The sequence below is a fragment of the Corynebacterium sp. genome (assembly GCF_030530965.1).
In the GTDB taxonomy this organism is placed as follows: domain Bacteria; phylum Actinomycetota; class Actinomycetes; order Mycobacteriales; family Mycobacteriaceae; genus Corynebacterium.
In genome coordinates this window covers 1-19574 of sequence record NZ_JAUMTY010000020.1, presented here as the reverse complement: position 1 = coordinate 19574, position 19574 = coordinate 1, and the positions used below count along the sequence as shown (strand labels likewise).

The following is a 19574-nucleotide window of genomic DNA, read 5'->3' as shown; positions in this document are numbered from 1 at the left end:
GGTACGAGGCGATTAGCCATGACTCCACCGAGTGACCGCTCTCAGACCAGCTCGACGTCCCGACGCAACCAAGCCACCTACGAGCGGCTCATCAACCTTGTGCTGGCACTCAAGGATTCCTCCCGGCCTCTCAACGGTAAGTGGCTTATCGAGCATGTCAGCGGTTATGAGGATGGATCGCAGGAATCGCGCAGGCGGAAGCTCAACCGCGATATCGCCCAACTCCGCGATCTTGGGTTCGATATCGACGCCACCGATGACGGTTATCTGATGGACTTCACCCAAACTGTCGACGTCCACTTCACTCAAGACGAGATGGGAGTCATCGCCCTCGCCAGCCAATTCGCTCTATCCGGGGACCTTGCCGCATTGGGGCGACGGGCCTGGGTCAAACTTTCGGCGGCGGGTTCACTCGGGACTGTAGCCCCGATACATGGCGTACCGGACAGTACCGACCTCACGGGGCCTGATTTTTCCACGTTGCTGCGGGCTATCACGGAGTCAACCGTCGTTAATTTCCTGTACTATCCGTCGATCGAAGATGAGCCCTCGCTGCGCACTGTTGAGCCTTGGGCACTCATTCCTGAGAGTGGACGGTGGTACCTCGCGTGCTTTGACCGTGACCGCGAGAAGCCACGTAGCTTCCGGCTCGCCCGAATTAACTCCATTCAGGAAACCGACACCCCGGCTACTCACACTGATCAACGGGCAGCTATTGCCCCTAGTGAGCTCGTCCGGTCACAGCTTCACCGTGATGGTGGTGGTCAATCTACGCACGCTGTGATTAGCGTGTCACCAGACGATACCGGGCGGATTATTGAGCTCTTGCGCTCGCACAACCTTCATGCAGAGAAACGCACTGACACGCGCTGGGTCATTAGTGATGATTACGCGGGGCAGTTGCGGTCGTGTGCCCTCGCAGAGGTGCCGGAGATCGTCATCGAGGAGCCTGAGGATTACCGAGTCACCATCGCAAATCAATTGAAATCCCTGATCACGGGGATAAAAAGCTCCGCCGAGTGGACACTGCCGTCGAGTGTGCCTGCGCTCGACGAGACCGACCATTCCGTCGACGCGCCAGCTGCGGTGAGTATTTCGGATCAACACCACACGGAACTATTACGTCTCCTCACGATCGTTCCTTATCTTCGGCAGCATCCCGGGGTCACTCTCTTTGAGGCAGCGCATGACCTGGCGATGTCGCCGACACAGCTGAAAAACGATATCACCACACTCACGTTCTGCGGCCTCCCTGGGTTATCCGGCGGGGACTTGATCGACATCGACGCTGATCCCCGGCACATTTCGTTGTGGGCGGATCAAGGCCTGACCGCGCCGGTGGGACTCACTATGGAAGAGGCCAGCGCGATCCTCATGGCGTTGGAGACTATTGACTCTATTCCGGGGATTGCCGACGCCGACGTCATTCATCGCACCGAAGACAAGCTAAGAACGATGGCCGGCAATCATGCCGACGCAATTGCCCGCGCGACACAAGGCGGTGGCAATTCGCTGGTCAACGACCTTGCCGACGCTGTAAACACGCGTACGACCATCGCCATCACGTATGCCGATTCCCTCGGTGATGCGGGGGCAACCCCACGTCTCGTCGATCCGCTCTCGATTATGGTCGTCGATGGAGTGAGCTATCTCCGAGGACTATCCCTGACTGGCGCGCACGACCACGCCGACGCAGGGGACAACCAGTCCACGGGCGAGGCCCAGACTCATGCTCAGGCACAGGCTCAAGGAAACAGGATCCGACACTTCCGCATCGACCGAATCCAATCACTGGAGCAACGGGAACCGTCGACACTGAGTGCTAAAAAACGGGACCGATTACGCTCCACCCTTAATCCGCTTGATCCCTTCGGTTTTCGGGAAAGCCCGCATTGGGCTCGAGTATGGGTCGCACCTGAGGCGCGATGGGTTGTCGACTATGAACATGTGTGGCCTGTGTCCGAATTCAAAGGCGGGCTTATTGTTGACGTCCCCGGGCGTCCCGTGTGGATTCACAGCTTCATACTCAGGCACGGAGGATCGATCATTCCCCTTGAGCCCACGGACCTGCGCGATTCCGTCAGAGACCGTGCAGAAGACGGATTACTCCGGTATCGTTAGGCACCGTCCAGTCGCGCCCGCGCATCGACAAAGCTGCGGGGGTGGCTTCTGCGTTACTCACCGACACGTCGTAAGGTGTACACCATGGCTAACCTAGGGTTTCCAGAACTCGTTCTCATCGCAGTCGTCATACTTGTCCTTTTTGGATGGAAGAAACTTCCTGACGCTGCGCGTTCAGTTGGTCGTTCCATGCGCATCTTCAAATCTGAAGTTTCAGAAATGAAGAACGATGGCGCAGAGACAGAGAAGACCTCGGCCGCAGCGACCAAGACTGATGAGATCACCTCAGCATCGTCAACCGACACACCTCAGCCAACGGTGACGGTGGAGTCCAAGGACGAAAAGAAGCATCCCGCCTAAAGGCACACAACAGTATTGTCATAACACTGTCACGTTTGTGTTCTCTGTAGCTGTTTTCTACAGCTGTTCTCACTAGCTGGAGCATGAGAGAACCTTGTTCTCCTCACAGTGACCGCCACCGAAGGGTGCATTAGCCACACAAAGAGAGTGGCCGTCGTGCTCATGACGACGAAATCAATGCATCTCGGCGTGAACACTCGTGGCCAGAAGCACGGGAGAACAGCCGCTCGTGACTCAATCAACGCCGGTAAGCAAGGGTGGACGCGTGTCTCGCAAAGCCAAGAAGAATCCAGATGGAACCATGTCCATCGTCGATCACTTGCGCGAACTCCGTACACGGCTATTGCGGGCTCTCGCAGCCGTTGCCGTCACAACCATCATCGGGTTTATCTGGTACGAACATGGAATCCCGGCCTGGGCGATTGGACCTCTCCACGTGCCACGGCTCCCTAGTCTCGGCGAGATTCTCAAAGAACCGTACTGTTCGTTACCCCCGTCGGCCCGGGCAACATTTTCTGCGGATAACGAATGCCGTCTTCTCGCCACGAGTCCTTTCGAAATGTTCATGCTTCGTATGAAGATGGGCGGATTGGCCGGACTAGTTATGGCGTGCCCCATCTGGCTTATCGAAATATGGCGGTTTATCACCCCGGGACTCTTGAAAAACGAGCGACGCTGGACGCTATCCGTCGGAACCATCGCCGGATTCCTTTTCGTCTTGGGCGTTGTTGCTGCGTACCTCGTCCTTCCGATGGGCTTAGATGTTCTGCTTCATTTGGGCGATAGCACTCAGATTTCCGCGCTGACCGGTGAGAAGTACTTCAATTTCGTTATCGCACTGATTCTCGTATTCGGCTTGAGTTTCGAAGTACCACTCTTTACTGCCATGCTTAACCTTGCTGGGGTTGTGCATTATGAGCAGCTCAAGGACAAGCGGCGAATCATGATTGTCGTGATCTTCATCTTCGCTGCCATTGCCACACCAGGGCAGGATCCGATTTCCATGCTGGTCCTCGCCCTCACGCTCGTTGTTCTGATGGAGCTAGCCCTCCAATTCACTCGAATCCATGACCGCCGCGCTGCCCGCCACGTGTCCGAGTGGGAGGGACTGAGTGACGACGAAGCCTCCCCGCTCAAAGTTGCTCCTTCATCTATTCCCGCAGCAGAGTCGATTTACGACGGGGACCACAAAGGTATCGCCGGCGGGGGAGATGCCCACCCCGCGGGAGGATCAGGGCCTATACCAAAGCCTTCGCCTGTGACAGCTCCATCGAGCGCACCGTCGGCTAGTGAATCGCCCACACCGACGCCGAGCCCTGCACCGTCTGACTCGCCGACTTCAGGCTCACACCACGCTCCACCAGCAGCAGCGCTCCGTCGGGGCCCACGTTCGTGGAACGATTCCACTGGAGACAACGACGGTAAGCCCGGCCAGGACACAATCCAATCCAGCAGTTTCGACGACGTCCTCTAACCGCTACATTGTGCACACGAAAACCGTGGACACGCAGCGACCGCACAACAACACCAAAACCACAACCGACACCACAATGAACAACTGACCATCGACAAGGAGAAGTGTGACCGAAGCGTCAGCCGAGGACCTTCCTATTTTCCACCGCTTTGCCCACCAGCACGATTTCCCATTCGACCAATTCCAAATTGACGGATGCCAGGCCATCGAACACGGTCGCGGAGTACTCGTCAGCGCACCAACAGGCTCCGGAAAAACAATCGTCGGAGAATTTGCCGTATTTCTCGCACTAGAAACAGGCAAACGCTGCTTTTACACGACGCCGATCAAGGCACTGTCGAACCAGAAATACAACGATCTCCGCGCCACCTACGGTGATGATCGCGTGGGCCTCATGACCGGGGATGTCTCCATCAATCGGGACGCCGACGTCATCGTCATGACCACTGAGGTCCTGCGGAACATGATCTACGCCGACGCAGACTCCCTGGACAACCTCTCCCACGTCGTAATGGATGAGGTTCACTACCTTGCCGACCCAGAGCGTGGCCCGGTATGGGAAGAAATCATCCTCAACTTAGACGAGTCGGTATCCATCGTCGCCCTCTCCGCCACCGTCTCCAATATCGAACAGTTCGGCGAGTGGATAAAAATGACGCGCGGCGACACCGACATCATCGTCTGGGAACACCGCCCGGTTCCGCTTCACCAATACATGCTGGTAGGAAACTCCATAATCCCGCTATTCTCACGGGACAATGACGACGCTACGCAGGAACTATCAGCCCCGATCAACCCAGAACTAGTCTCGCGATGCGCAGCAGCGGAACGGCGAAGTAACGGCCGACGTAAGCGCCCACACCGGCCAGCCGTAATCGGGCAGCTGCAGGCAGCATCCATGCTCCCGGCGATCATCTTCATCTTCTCCCGAGCCGGCTGCGAAGGAGCACTAGCCCAGTGCTACACAGCGCGAGTACAGCTCACCACGCGCGACGAAGCACGCGAAATCCTCTCCATTATCGACGCCGATACCGCTGACATCCCTCAAGAAGACTTGGACCTCATGGGGTTCCGCCGGTGGCGCACCAACCTCTCGCGGGGAATTGCAGCACACCACGCAGGAATGCTGCCCGCCTTCAGGCACATCGTCGAAAAACTATTCGTGCGCGGCCTGCTCAAAGTCGTCTTCGCCACAGAAACACTGGCTCTCGGGATCAACATGCCAGCCCGCACCGTCGTCCTAGAATCACTCGTCAAATTCAACGGCGAAGCCCACGTTGACCTCACCCCCGCCCAATACACCCAGCTCACCGGCCGCGCCGGGCGTCGCGGTATCGACGTGCTTGGAAACGCCGTGGTGTTATGGCAGCCGTCGATGGATCCGGAAGCTGTCGCCGGGTTGGCGTCGACACGGACTTATCCGCTGATTTCGACGTTCCGCCCCGGCTACAACATGTCCGTCAATCTGCTCAATACGCTGGGGGTTGAGAAATCACACCGCCTGTTGGAGCGATCATTTGCCCAATTCTTGGCGAATGAGGACGTGGTTGCCCGTGCTCATCAGCGACGTGCTCACCAGCGTCACGCGGATTCTCAGCATGATGAGCTTCTGGAACTCCTCGGGCACCGATCCGAAAATAAACTGGCAGAATACGTCGCTATTCGTAGAAACCTCTCCCATGAGGAGAAGAAAACTCAAGCAGAGAACCGGAAAGAGCGTTTTAAGGAAATCTCTCGTTGTCTCGGTTCGCTCACCGTGGGGGACGTGATCGCACTTCCCGAAGGCCGCAACCCCGCATTGGCTGTGTGCGTTAGAGCTGCTGGGGCAGGTAAGGCGGCTAAGGAGAAGCACCGCCACGATTCGTCGCGACGCTACCGCGGCCGCCGTCGACACCATGACCGTGAAACCCCAGATACGGATAGTCAGGATCCACGGCCAATGGTGATCACGGAAGATGGGCGAGTGGGGCAGCTTCATGCAGATGAGCTGGGCAATGTGCCCATGACGGTGGGGCGTATGCGTCTTCCTCGAGATGTGTCTCGTCACCCCAAGCGGGCGCGCTCACTTGTCCGTTCCGAGTTCCGTCGACAATCTTTTCATCGGCCTCGGTCTCTCAAGCCCAAAGCCCGCGTGAGAAAGAACGCCACGATCAAGTCGTTGAGGAAAGAGCTGCGTGCCCACCCAGTGCACAAGTGGGAGAACCGGGAAGAACTCGTCCGCGCCTATGCCCGATTGGCACACACCCGGGAGAAAATAGCAGATCAATCGGACACACGGTCAGGGTCGCGCACCTCGGGAGGGGTGCTCGATGCGGATACGCTGGTCTCTACGTTCGATAGGATGATCGCCCTGCTGCGTGAGATGGACTATGTGGATCCGCCCATCGACGACGAACCCGGCGCGGCGACCTCCAGCGACGCGGCCCAGGAAGCTGCCGATGACGCCGCTGACTTGTCGTTAACTGAAGAAGGCCTGCGTCTGGCACGTATTCACAATCAGTCGGATTTGCTCATTGCTCAATGTTTGCGACGGAAGATTTGGGATGACTTGGACCCCGCTGAGCTCGCAGGGGTGGTGAGCACCTGCGTCTTTGAGAATCGCAAGTCGGTTCCTGGAGACGTTGAGGTCCCGACGCAGCCGTTAGCCACGGCGATAGAGAACACTGAGCGTCTCTGGGAGGAGATCGTTACCGATGAAGAGCGTCATCATCTCCCCATGACCAGGCCTATTGAGACCGAGCTGGCCACGGCAATGCATCAGTGGACGGCCGGCGCGCCTTTGGCGTATTGCGTTCAAGCCGCCGCGGCGAACGGTACGTCTCTAACACCTGGTGATTTCGTCCGGTCATGTCGGCAAGTTATCGACGTCCTCAATCAAATTAAAACCGCAGGATATTCCAACGGTATTCGCGCACATGCTCGGCAAGCGGTGGAGGCCATGCGTCGAGGCGTCGTTGCCATGGGGAGCTAAGCGCGATCACCGAAAATGCCTAGTAGTGTCTTAGATATGACTCAATCGACCTCGCAAACGACAACCGACGTTTCCGCAGACGACAATTCATCGAACGACGTGGCTGGTTCTCCAGCAGCGCAGTCGGGCACGGGCAGCGAGCATGATCGTGACGCGGCCTTCGCCAGCCGCCTTGAGCGTGCCCGTCGGTTGGTGAAGGACAACCAGCTGGAGGGCCTCGTTTTCGGCTCAGGCGTCGAGCTGGAATATTTCATCGGGACGCCCTTGTTTTCACATGAGCGCCTGACAGCCCTGGTCATTACGCGAGACCGCGCCGTTCTAGTGGCTCCAGCTGTCGAACGCGGAGAAATTGAGGACAGTTACGTTCCCCGGTCTGAGGTCACGGTCGACTATTGGGTCGATGGACAAGATCCTCATGACCTGGTTATTAATGTGCTGACATCGAGCAATCCCAAGAATGGCGAAGGGGAGACCCCGTCGGGAACCGTGGGTGTCGGCTCAACAATGACCGCTGATCATCTTCTTCCTCTGCAGGATCGCGGCTATCGCTGGATACTAGCGGGACCCGTGCTTCGCGAATTGTTGATGAGGAAAGACGCCTACGAGATTGAGCAGCTCACCGCCGCAGGGCAGGCCATCGACCGGGTTCACGCAGCAGTTCCGGGCCTGCTCCGCGACGGCCGTACTGAGCGTGATGTCGCTCGCGATATCGAAAAACTCATCCTCAAAGAGCACCAAGCCGTCGATTTCATCATCGTCGGATCAGGACCAAACGGCGCGAACCCGCACCATGAGTACTCCGACCGCATCATTTCCGCGGGCGACGTCGTGGTCGTCGATATCGGCGGAACGCTCAACGACTATCACTCGGACTGCACGCGCACATATGTTGTGGGCGAGCCCACCGAGAAGCAACAAGAAATCTACGATGTCCTCCAGCAGGCGCAGAAGGAGGCCGTGTCAGCGGCGAAGCCCGGTGTATCCGCCGCACAAATTGATGCGATTGCCAGGAATGCCATTGCTGAGGCGGGATATGGCGACAACTTCATTCACCGGACCGGCCACGGTATTGGCCTGTCCACCCACGAGGAACCGTTTATCGTGACGGGCAATGAATTGATCCTGGAACCCGGAATGGCGTTTTCGGTCGAGCCAGGGATTTACCTGGAAGGCGAGTGGGGTGCCCGCATCGAGGATATTTTGATCATTACCGACGACGGTGCCACGTCCGTCAATAACCAAACGCATGACCTCGTCCGGACTGAAAAATAGTGAGCGCACTGTCATGACAAGCTCACCTCTACGGGCGGTAGACACCCCGCCACACGATGGCGACGATTCAGATTCGCCTCTATCCGGCACCAGCCAGCACCGACGTAACCCATTATTGGGGCACGATGGCAGTGGGTGGATCATCGTCGTCGGCATTGAAGCCGATGGAATGGACGGCATAGGCGAGCGCGCCCACCGGGCCATCACGAGCGCTGATGTCGTGGTCGGATCCTGGCGGCAGCTTCAACTCGTTCCGGATAGTTGTCAGGCAACGAAGAAACCGTGGCCGTCACCGCTGGTTCCGCACATCGCGGAATTGTTCGACTCCCTCGCGGATCGTCGCGTTGTGGTCCTGGCCAGCGGCGACCCGATGTTTTTCGGCATCGGTACGACGCTGGCGCGGATTCTCGGGCCCGATGCGTTCACTGTGATCCCGGCGGCATCGTCGGCAAGTTTGGCGTGTGCGCGTTTAGGGTGGGGGCTTAATACAACGCCTGTCGTGAGCCTCTTGACCAAGCCCGTCGAAATACTCGGCCCACTATGCGACGACGGAATCCCTTTCCTCGTCTTGTGCCGCGATAGCCATTCACCGGCGGATATCTGCGACTACCTGTGCTCGCGTGGGCTGGGTGACGCACGGGTTGATTTGCTCTCAGATTTGGGGTCGTCACATGAGACTCATACGGTCTCTACGGCGCGTCAGCCTGAGGCGCTCGATGCCCAGTCGAATTTGTGCATTGTGGCAGTTACGCCCACGGAAGTTGGGCTCAGTCGTGCACCGGGTAGACCGGATGAGACCTACGCGAATGATGGTCAGTTAACTAAGTCCGACATTCGCGCGCTGACGCTGGCTGCCCTAGCGCCGCATCCAGGAGAGATTCTTTGGGATATCGGTGGGGGATCGGGGTCGGTCAGCGTCGAATGGTGTCGGCTCGCGCGGGGTGCAGAGTCCTATGTGATTGAGCACGTCCATGAGAGAGCTGCACGGATTACGACCAACTCGCTGGGCTACCCGGTCACTGTCGTGCACGGGAAAGCGCCCGAAGCTCTTGACGATTTACCGTCCCCCGACGCGGTGTTCATCGGCGGGGGACTGACGCACCCCGGTGTCGTCGACCGTGCTTGGGAGGCGTTGCGCCCCGGTGGGCGGTTCGTCGCCAATGCTGTCACGGTGGAGTCGGAGCAGATGGTGCTAGAGCTTCAGGAAAAGTGGGGTGGCTCGTTAACGCGCTTTGAGGTTTCTCATCATTCAGCCTTGGGGTCGTTCCATGCGTGGCGGCCCGCCCTTCCGATTATTCGTTTCGTAACAACAAAACCGGTGATGTAACACGCAGCGGTACTTTCGCTGACGAATCACTACCGGTTGAAAAGGTGTGTTCTCATGACTGTTTATTTCATTGGTGCCGGGCCCGGCGCGGCTGACCTGCTCACCCTGCGGGCGGACGCGTTGATCCGGCGTTGCGAGGTGTGCCTCTACGCTGGTTCGATCGTCCCGCCTGAGGTTCTGGAGCATTGCCCCGAGGGCGCCGATGTTATTAACACTGCCCGGATGCCTCTGGATGCCATCGTGGAGACCATCGCGAAGGCCGATAGTGAGGGCAAGGACGTTGCTCGGTTGCAATCGGGAGATCCTTCGCTCTGGTCTGCTCTGGCCGAACAGGCGCGTCGCCTCGCGGAGCGAAATATTGACTATGAAATCGTTCCGGGTGTCCCAGCTTTCTCTGCCGCGGCTGCGTCATTAGGCCACGAGCTGACCGTTCCCACTATTGGGCAGTCGGTGATCTTAACGAGGATCTCGGGGCGAGCATCATCCATGCCGGAGGGGGAGTCGTTGCCGGAATTGGGCTCACATGGTGCGACTTTGTGCATTCATCTGGCGACACACGACGCCCAGCGCATCAGCGATGAACTCACCCCAACATACGGCGCCGACTGCCCGGTGGCTGTTGTTGCGTTCGCGTCTCGTCCGAATGAGCGTGTTCTTCGCACGACGCTCGGCAAACTTCCCGACGATATTGCCGCGGAAGGCATCACGCGGACCGCCGTCATTATCGTGGGGCAGACCTTGGCTGCAGATGAGTTCCCCGATAGCTTCCTTTATTCTGACGACCGACCCCGCGACGCCCACGGACGTACCATCCCCTGTAGCCACGACTAAACCGGCACCGAGCCGTCGGAGTAGATTCCGGCTCAATGACTGTTAAGGACACTTCTTCACCTATGCGCGCTCTCATACTTGGTGGAACCGCTGAAGCTCGAGAACTCGCTACTCTTTTAGTCAATAAAAGGTGGCATATCACGACGTCGTTAGCTGGGCGAGTGAAACATCCACGACTTCCCGCGGGGGAGGTCCGTATCGGTGGTTTCGGCGGCCCATCCGGTCTGGCACGGTGGATACTCGACGAAAAAGTTGACGTTATTGTCGACGCCACGCACCCCTTCGCCGAGCGCATTAGCACCTCCGCCTATGAAGCAGCTCGTGCGACGCACGTTCCCTTGTTGGCGCTCCATCGCCCCGCCTGGGAAGAGCAGCCGGGCGATCGGTGGATCCACGTTTCCACCATGCGTGAGGCAGCGCAGAAAGCTCAGCGTTTCGCCCATGTATTTCTGACGATCGGCCGGCAACAACTCGCTCCTTTTGCCGACGACCCAGATAACCTCTACGTCATCCGCAGCGTCGAACGACCGTCGGCGCCATTACCGGCCCGCCACCGCATCATTCTTGACCGCGGCCCCTTCAACCTCTCCTCGGAGAAAAAGACGCTCATTGACAACCAAATCGATGTTGTCGTCACCAAGAACTCCGGGGGATCAACCTATCCCAAACTTGAGGCCGCACGGAGCCTTAATATTCCAGTCATTATCGTTGATCGGCCACCACTGCCGGCCTCATGGGTGGTGACTTCAGCGGATGAAGCCGTCGAAGCGCTCAGTCATCTTTGATGCCCCTGGCGTGGGAACTCAGTCGTCGGTATCCGGCGCCTCATAATGCCGAGCAGTAAAGACTCGACGACCATCGGGCCCGTCGTACACGTGTGTTGTCGATGCTCCCACGATCAGCATCGTCCGCATATCCACAACATCGGGGTCTAGCTCCGCCAACGTCGTCACGGTCACTGATTCATCCGCAGACCCCACCGCCCGGGCCACAATCACCGGGGTATCCGGCTTCTGAAATTCCAGCACGATATCCCGCAAGGCACCAACCTGCCACCGCCGCGACTTCGACGCCGGGTTATAGACAGCAAAGGCCATATCCGCTCCCGCCAAAGCGCGAACACGTTTGACCACCACATCCCACGGCTTCAACCGATCCGACAGCGACACCATGCCAAAATCATGGCCCAATGGTGCCCCCACGCGGCTCGCCACAGCTTGGGCCGCCGTCATCCCCGGCACAATTCTCACCGGAACATCCCGCCATTGATCATCATCTGCCGTCTCTAGAACGGCAGCAGCCATCGCAAACACCCCGGGGTCACCAGAGGACACCACAGCCACCCGGCTACCGCGCCGGGCCATGTCCAAAGCCATGGCCGCCCGAACTGCTTCGACTTTGTTGTCCGAGAGATGCCGCCGCTGACCTGGAATTTCAGGAACACGTTTGACGTATGTGGAGTAGCCCACCACATCGGTGGCTCGGGCCAATTCTTCCGATGCCTCCGGAGTAATCCACTCAGAGTTGCCCGGCCCCAGCCCGATAACAACAACCTCGCCCATTGATGTGTGTTCCATTGTCATTTACTTCTTTCCACCGATCCTTCTGTCGACCGCCGCAATTCGCTATCAGTTGGTGAGGGCACCACAGCGACAGCGAAATACGGCACAGCAGCGGGGTCCACCTCGAGCAGAGGAATGACCTGCTCGCCCTCCATCGTGGCCCGCACAACAACATAGGCACGATCAGCCTGACCGGCCCGCACCAGCGCCCGGCGAACCGCCGGAAATGTTCGCCCCAACTTCATCACGACGGCACCGTCGGACTGCGATAACCGCTGCACCAGCTCATCTTCAGATAAAGTTCCCGGGATAACACCCAGCGTCTCATCCTTTTCCACCAATGGCCGCCCGACGGAGGCTGCGGCAGCAGTGATCGATGTGACCCCAGGGATAACAGTAGTGGGGTAGCGGTCCGCTAAAGCGCGATGCAGGTGCTGGTAGGAGCTATACAGCATGGGGTCCCCGAGGCTGAGAACTGCGACGGAGCGCCCCTGGTCAAGGTGGTGAGCCAATCGAGCGGTGGCGCTGGCATAAAACTCGCCCAACGCTCCCGCATAGCCACCGGCATGGTCAGAGACGCCCGTCGTGACTGGGTAGGTGAGTAGCTCCTCGATCTGATCTGGATTGTCACTGCCCAAATACGGAGCGGCGATACTCCGCGCCGTCGAATGACCATGCGTGCCAGCATGAAATGCCACCACATCGGCCGACCCAATGATCTTCGCCGCCGCCACCGTGACCAGACCTGAGTCTCCCGGGCCTAGCCCAACACCGTACAAATGCCCCGACTCTGTCACCGATCTTCCGCCTCACTCGTCGTCGGAGCATGTGGCTCATCCATGAGCTCATTCCGCCGGGCCAAAGCATTAATCGCAGCACACGTAATCGCAGAACCACCACGACGCCCACGAACAGTAATAAATTCAACGCCCAGCGATTCGGCACGTTCCTCGAGCTCAGACTTCGATTCAGCCGCACCCACAAAACCAACGGGGATACCAATAATCACCGCCGGCCGCTTCAACTCAGGACGCGCGGCCAACACATCCATCAAATGGAACAACGCAGTAGGAGCATTCCCCACCGCTACCACCGCGCCACCCAACCGATCCGCGCACAAGTCAATAGCCGCCGCCGACCGCGTCGTCGACAATTCACGCGCCTTCTCCGCAACACCCGGAGTATTCAGCAAACACTCCACATCGTTATCCGCTGGAAGACGCCGACGCGTCACACCACTCGACACCATCCGAACATCCGTAAAAATCGGCGCACCCGACTCCAAGGCAGCACGCCCCACCCGGACAGCACCGTCGGAAAACACAATGTCGTCGGCCAAGGACACATCGCCGGCGGCGTGAATCATCCGCACCGCCACTGTCTCTTCGTCGGGAGTAAAACGACTCAAATCACTCTCGTCACGAATAATCGCGAACGAGCGTCGATAAATATCATTCCCCAGCGAAACATAGCGATCCCGGCTATACACCGCACCACCAGTCCTCTCCGAACGTGCCGACCCCACACCATCAGGCATGATGAGTCACCTCTGACGTCTCGTAGACACCATCGCCCTCAGCGAGGAACTCCGTGTAATCCATATTCGGCGCACCACAACGACGCTCACACCCCACAAAATGCACACGCCCACCAGGCAGGGACCCAGCATTAATAGCCCGCACCGCATCAGAACGAACATCATCACGAGACTTCCGACACTGAGGCAACCCCGTACACGCTGTCACACGAGCCAACGGCGACCCCGCATCAAAGACCAAACCACGGGGAGCCAAAAAACGCACAGTCTCATCCGCCTCAGCCGGGGTCAAATCATGAACCACCACACCATGCCAACACGTCACCGTCGAAGGCTTACCCACAGCACCCAATAAACGCGCACAGGCCGAATCCATCCGGCCAAAAGGCAACACACAAGCTAAGCTCACGCGCCCATCATCCTGGTCAATCCACCCCATCGGCTGACGCAAGCCCAGCTCATTGTCGGCAGACTCCTCATACGCCGGAAGCACATCATGAACCGGATCCTCCAGGCCCACAAGGTTCTCACGAGCCCACTGAGCAAGATCCTCAGCCGCGCCGGGGGTCTCCTCGATCCGCCAATTCTTACCGCGCCGGGCCTGCCATTGGCGTGCTAACTCGACGACGCTATCGACGACGCGCGCCCGGGGGAGCGAGCCCACCAGATAATCTCCTCCGATCACGACGTCGAAGAAGTCATGGGAGTCGGACGGTCGCGTCTTCGTCGTCGCGATGACTCCGAAATCCGGGCGCTCGGCGATCACGTCGCCACGTCCGTCGTCGAAAGCAAAGAGGGTCCGTCCAGGGAGATCTGCCGTGTCGTCATACTGAATGAGCTCGCGGTCAACAGCACGAACCAAGGAACGCACATCACCCACAGAACCGGATCGCCCTGACAGGGGAGAGGCAAGATAATTACGCATCCGGTCATGCCGTGGATATGGCAGCAATCCTGCCTCAGTCACGGCAGAAGCAAAGTCATCAACCGATTCCACACCGCGGATCTGGATATTTCCTCTCGACGTGATGTGGACATCGCCGTCCCCCAAGTCGTCAGCCATAGCGCCTAATGCCGTCCATTGGTGCGGCTGGATATACCCGCCGGGGGACCGGACACGGCCGATCATCCCGTCGGATGCAGTAAAAAGACGCAATGTACCGGGGCACATGTCTCCCCGATTCCGAGTCGTCGTCTGAGTACCGTCACTGTGCATGGTTTCTACCGTACCCCCGTGCACGCAGCGTCAAAGTATTATGAGACCTCGATGAAAGGTCGTAGCCACCGATAATCAACCCGACCTCTAAGATAGTTGCGGGAAACGGGAATCCCTCAGGGAGCGGTCGCGCCACTGTCAAGCCAGACCCCGTATATGAACAACGTCCGGCGCGGTATCCGGAAAGGAAAACATGATTCTTCTGCTGTCCACTTCTGACACCGATCTGCTTACGGCAAAAGCGGCCAATGAGCACCCCGACGTGGAGTTCCGCTGGGCTAATCCGGCGCGATTGATGCTTGACGATGTTGATGCTCTCCTCGGTGGGACACCTATTCCGGGATCCGGTGGGGCGACGGGTTCCCAGCCAGACATCATTATCGTCCGGCTCTTAGGTGGACGGCGAGCCTGGGAAGAGGGGCTGAATAAGCTTCTCGCCTCGGGCATTCCTACTATTGCCGTATCGGGCGAGCAGACTATGGACGCAGAGCTCACAGAGCTCTCCACTGCGCCGTCGAATGTGGTCACCACCGCTCACCGCTATCTTGCTGAGGGCGGGAAAAATAACCTCATCAACCTTCATAATTTCCTGTCCGACACTCTGCTTCTCACCGGTCTGGGTTTCGACGCCCCAATCCATCTGCCTGAATGGGGAATACTAGAAGGCTGGGAAGATAACCGCAGGGCAGGTCTTCAGTCTGAGGGGGAGTCTGATACTCGACGCATTGCTGTCTTGTATTACCGTGCGCAACATCTAGCTGGCAATACCCGTTATATCGACGCGCTGTGCGAGGCCATTGCCGACCGTGGGGCAGTGCCGGTTCCGATTTTCACGGCGTCACTTCGTCAGGCGTCCGATGATCTTCTCCAGTTCCTCGGGACGATGGACACTCTGATCACGACGGTTCTTGCTGCGGGCGGAACAAAACCTGCCACCGCACAAGCCGGCGGTGATGACGGAGCATGGGACGTCTCTGCCTTGGCGGAGCTCGATCTCCCGGTCATCCAGGGGCTCGCTCTGACCAGTTCGCGCAGCACATGGGAAGACAATGATGACGGCGCCTCACCATTGGATGTTGCTACCCAAATCGCCGTCCCGGAGTTCGACGGGCGCATCATTACTGTCCCGTTCTCATTCAAAGAAATAGGCGACGACGGCCTCATTTCGTATAACCCCGATCCGGAGCGGTGCGCACGTCTGGCGGGCATCGCGGATCGACACGCGGTATTGCGTCATAAAGCCAATGCCTCCAAGCGCATCGCGGTGATGCTGTCGGCATACCCGACGAAGCACGCCCGGATCGGTAACGCCGTTGGCCTCGATACTCCGGCCTCTGTGTTGGCGTTGCTCCACGCCCTCCACGACGCGGGATACGACCTGGGGGATACGTCCAAGATTCCCGGCTGGCTTGACTCTGGCGACGAAACCAGCGAGAACTCGGACGCATTTATGCACGCGCTCATCGACGCTGGTGGCCAAGACCCCGATTGGCTCACCGACGAGGTGATGGCAGCCAATGAGCTACGCCTCTCAGCAGCCGACTACCAGGAGTATTTCGACACTCTTCCGGAATCCCTCCAGAAGGACATGGTTGAGACCTGGGGAGACGCCCCCGGAGACCTCTATGTCCACCCAGAGACGAAAGATATTTACCTAGCCGGGCTACGCTTCGGGAACATCGTTGTGATGGTGCAACCGCCCCGCGGATTTGGCGACAACCCAGTCGGCATTTACCACGACCCCGACCTGGCCCCGAACCACCACTATCTCGCAGCCTATGAGTGGATCCGCCGCACCCCGGACCGTCACGGCTTCGGCGCCGACGCGATCGTCCACGTCGGTAAGCACGGCAACATGGAGTGGCTGCCCGGCAAGACCGTCGCTCTCGGGCCAGACTCCGGCACCGACCAGTCCATCGGCGACCTGCCCCTGATCTACCCCTTCCTGGTCAATGACCCGGGGGAGGGCACCCAGGCGAAACGCCGTGCCCACGCCACCCTCGTCGACCACCTCATCCCGCCCATGGCCCGAGCCGAAAGCTACGGGGACATCACCCGACTCGAGCAGCTCCTCGATGAGCACGCCAACATCGCCGCCATGGACCCCGCGAAGCTGCCAGCTATTCGACAAGAAATCTGGACCCTGCTGACCGCGGCAAAAATGGACCAGGACCTCGGTTGGGAGAAACGCCCCGACGAAGACGTCTTCGACGACATGCTCATGCACGTCGATGGGTGGCTATGCGAAATCAAGGACGCCCAGATTCGCGGCGGGCTGCACATCCTCTCGCATGCACCCGAAGGTAAGCAGCTCGTCGAAACTGTCCTGGCCATGCTGCGCGCTCGACAAATCTTCGGCGGAATCAACACTCTTCCCGGGCTTCGCGAGGCCCTCGGCCTCAACGAGGACGGTTCGGAAACACGGCACCGCACCGATGACATCGAGAACATCGCGTCGGCACTCGTGACCTCCCTGGCAGACCACAACTGGGACGATAACGCCGTCGACACGGTCCTGGACGACATTCGCCGCGATCCCGGCCTGCCAGACAGCGCAGATATTTCCGCCGTTCGGAACATCCTGCACTTCACCACCACGCAGATCGTTCCCCGGCTGCGCCAAACCAGCCGCGAACTAAACCAAGTCCTCCGAGCACTCGACGGAAAATTTATCGAATCCGGCCCATCAGGATCACCCCTCCGCGGGCTCATCAACACCCTGCCCACCGGCCGAAACTTCTACTCCGTCGACCCCAAAGCAATTCCCTCCCGCTTAGCCTGGGACACCGGACAACTCCTCGCCGACAGCCTCATCGAACGCTACAAACAGGACAACGACGGAAAATACCCCGTCTCCGTTGGCATCAGCGCCTGGGGAACCTCCGCCATGCGCACCTCTGGCGACGACATCGCCGAGGTCTTCGCACTCCTCGGCGTCCGACCGATATGGGACGAAGTATCCCGACGCGTCACACGACTCGAGGTCATCCCACTCGAGGAACTCGGACGACCCCGCATCGACACCACAGTCCGCATCTCCGGATTCTTCCGAGACGCCTTCCCCCACGTCGTCGCCCTTCTCGACGACGCCGTCCACATGGTCGCAGCCCTCGACGAACCCGACGACATGAACTACGTCGCCACACACGTCAACGAAGACACAGCCAACGGAACCCCGGCCGAACGCGCACACCGCCGCATCTTCGGATCCAAACCCGGCACCTACGGCGCAGGCCTCCTCGAACTCATGGACGCAGGAAACTGGCGCAGCGACGACGACCTCGCCGAGGTCTACAGCACCTGGGGAGGCTACGCCTACGGACGCGGAGTCGACGGCGCACCCGCCGCCGACGACATGAAACAGGCCTACACACGCATCCAAGTAGCCGCAAAAAACACGGACACCCGCGAACACGACATCGCCGACTCCGACGACTACTTCCAATTCCACGGCGGCATGGTCGCCACAGTCCGAGCACTCTCAGGCCAATCACCCGAAGCCTACATCGGCGACTCCACCCGCCCCGACACCATCCGCACACGCACACTCCACGAAGAATCCCGGCGCGTCTTCCGATCCCGCGTCGTCAACCCCCGCTGGGTCGAAGCAATGCGCAACCACGGATACAAAGGCGCATTCGAAATGGCAGCAACCGTCGACTACCTCTTCGGATACGACGCCACCGCCGGAATGATGGACGACTGGATGTACGAACAACTCACCCAGGAATACGTCGAAAACGAAGAAAACCGGGAATTCTTCCGCGAATCCAACCCATGGGCACTCCACGACATTTCCGAACGACTCCTCGAAGCCGCCCAACGCGGACTATGGAAAAACCCCGACCAAGACCGCCTCGACGCACTCACCGAAGCCCTACTAGAAACCGAAGGAGAAATGGAAGACCGCTAAAAATACCGCCACCGAGATAACCGAGTACAGGCCCACCAAGTAGTAATCTTGACGCCATGCCTACACCGCGCCCACGATCAACACCCCGATGGGACGAGGCAGCGCACACACCCGGCCTGTACGACACCACACGCAGAGCCGACTACGGCAAGCGATTCCTCTACACAGTCATACGACTCTCGCTCGCCGCATTCGCAGGGCTGTGCGTCTACGCGTCATACGAACCAAACGGCCTATGGCTCGCAGCCCCACTCGGCATTGCCTTGCTGATCATCGCCCTCCAACCATGGGGCGACAAATCGCCCGCACCCGGCGCGTGGCTCGGCGCCCTCATCGCCTTCACCCAAGGGCTCATCACCTACCTCTTCTACCTGCCCTGGATCGGGGAATACGTCGGTTCGCTACCGTGGATCGCCTTATCCATCGTCGAAGCCCTATATTCACTGGCATTCGGCGCGGGAACTGTCTTTCTCCTCCGCGCCGGGCGAGCTGCCCGGAAGCGGGAGCCGCGTGTGTCATCGGCTCGCCCTCAGAAGGGGAGCTCGAAGGCTGCCCGAGAGGGCTCGACGTCGAAGAAGGGTTCCTCCTCGGAGGATCGTTTAAGTGGTCGTGGCCGTGTTCGCGTCCATCGTACGATTACCGCCAACGAGTTCCTCTTTACCGTCATTGGGATTCCCACGTGGTATCTCGCTGTCGAGTATGCACGGTCGCATTGGCCCTTCGGTGGCTTCGCATGGACTCGGCTTGCGTGGGGACAGGTCTCTGGCCCCTTGCTTTCTCTTGCCCGAATTGGTGGACCTGCACTGATCACTGTGGCAACGGTGACGATGGGGGTCGGAATAGCCATCATTTTCCGTCGGATATGGATCCCGGGCTTGGTCATTACTCTTGTTATCCCGATCGTTGCGGGATTGGCCTGGTCGCAGGTGGACGCGGGGCCGAATCCGTCGACCGAGCGCATTGACTCTTTTGCGAAGTCGAACGATGTCG

At 59.0% G+C, this 19574-nt stretch carries 10 protein-coding genes and 3 pseudogenes; 10 read left to right on the top strand and 3 right to left on the bottom strand.

What is annotated here, in order from left to right; all coding sequences use genetic code 11:
• Nucleotides 1-18 precede the first annotated feature (18 nt).
• The 8 genes and pseudogenes from Q3981_RS05410 (at nucleotide 19) to Q3981_RS05375 (ending at nucleotide 11141) form a co-directional block, all read left to right on the top strand.
• Complete coding sequence (locus Q3981_RS05410) at nucleotides 19-2121, top strand: WYL domain-containing protein (protein WP_303124411.1); 2103 nt, start codon at nucleotides 19-21, stop codon at nucleotides 2119-2121.
• Nucleotides 2122-2205: 84 nt separating this feature from the next.
• A pseudogene (gene tatA / locus Q3981_RS05405) lies at nucleotides 2206-2457 on the top strand (Sec-independent protein translocase subunit TatA); the annotation flags it as partial.
• A gap of 289 nt (nucleotides 2458-2746) precedes the next feature.
• The gene (gene tatC / locus Q3981_RS05400; RefSeq protein ID WP_303124409.1) at nucleotides 2747-3955 is read left to right on the top strand and encodes a twin-arginine translocase subunit TatC; all 1209 of its coding nucleotides are present in this window, start codon (nucleotides 2747-2749) and stop codon (nucleotides 3953-3955) included.
• A 106-nt stretch (nucleotides 3956-4061) separates the two neighbouring features.
• Nucleotides 4062-6926: an RNA helicase gene (locus tag Q3981_RS05395; protein WP_303124408.1), complete on the top strand. Its 2865-nt coding sequence runs from the start codon at nucleotides 4062-4064 to the stop codon at nucleotides 6924-6926.
• Nucleotides 6927-6962: 36 nt separating this feature from the next.
• Nucleotides 6963-8198 (top strand): Xaa-Pro peptidase family protein, encoded by a 1236-nt coding sequence (locus Q3981_RS05390; RefSeq protein ID WP_303124407.1) that lies wholly within the window; start codon nucleotides 6963-6965, stop codon nucleotides 8196-8198.
• On the top strand, nucleotides 8173-9525 hold the full coding sequence (cbiE, locus tag Q3981_RS05385; RefSeq protein WP_303124406.1) for a precorrin-6y C5,15-methyltransferase (decarboxylating) subunit CbiE: 1353 nt from the start codon (nucleotides 8173-8175) through the stop codon (nucleotides 9523-9525). The genes Q3981_RS05390 and cbiE overlap by 26 nt, the downstream gene beginning before the upstream one ends.
• A gap of 54 nt (nucleotides 9526-9579) precedes the next feature.
• Nucleotides 9580-10356, top strand: coding sequence for a precorrin-4 C(11)-methyltransferase (gene cobM, locus Q3981_RS05380; RefSeq protein WP_303124405.1), 777 nt, complete (start codon nucleotides 9580-9582; stop codon nucleotides 10354-10356).
• Nucleotides 10357-10418: 62 nt separating this feature from the next.
• Entirely contained in the window at nucleotides 10419-11141 is a 723-nt protein-coding gene (locus Q3981_RS05375; RefSeq protein ID WP_303124404.1) for a cobalt-precorrin-6A reductase, read from the top strand.
• Nucleotides 11142-11159: 18 nt separating this feature from the next.
• Here Q3981_RS05375 and cobJ read toward each other — a convergent pair.
• From cobJ to Q3981_RS05360, 3 genes and pseudogenes are all read right to left on the bottom strand, one after another.
• Nucleotides 11160-12715: pseudogene (gene cobJ, locus Q3981_RS05370) on the bottom strand (precorrin-3B C(17)-methyltransferase).
• Nucleotides 12712-13455 (bottom strand): precorrin-8X methylmutase, encoded by a 744-nt coding sequence (locus Q3981_RS05365; RefSeq protein WP_303124403.1) that lies wholly within the window; start codon nucleotides 13453-13455, stop codon nucleotides 12712-12714. The pseudogene cobJ and the gene Q3981_RS05365 overlap by 4 nt, the downstream one beginning before the upstream one ends.
• Nucleotides 13448-14671: a precorrin-3B synthase gene (locus Q3981_RS05360; protein WP_303124402.1), complete on the bottom strand. Its 1224-nt coding sequence runs from the start codon at nucleotides 14669-14671 to the stop codon at nucleotides 13448-13450. The genes Q3981_RS05365 and Q3981_RS05360 overlap by 8 nt, the downstream gene beginning before the upstream one ends.
• A 193-nt stretch (nucleotides 14672-14864) precedes the next feature.
• Between Q3981_RS05360 and cobN the strand changes: the two genes are divergently transcribed.
• Nucleotides 14865-18584 carry a cobaltochelatase subunit CobN gene (cobN, locus tag Q3981_RS05355; RefSeq protein ID WP_303124401.1) on the top strand — a complete coding sequence of 1240 codons (3720 nt, stop codon included), beginning with the start codon at nucleotides 14865-14867 and terminating at the stop codon, nucleotides 18582-18584.
• A gap of 56 nt (nucleotides 18585-18640) precedes the next feature.
• A pseudogene (locus Q3981_RS05350) lies at nucleotides 18641-19574 on the top strand (hypothetical protein); the annotation flags it as partial.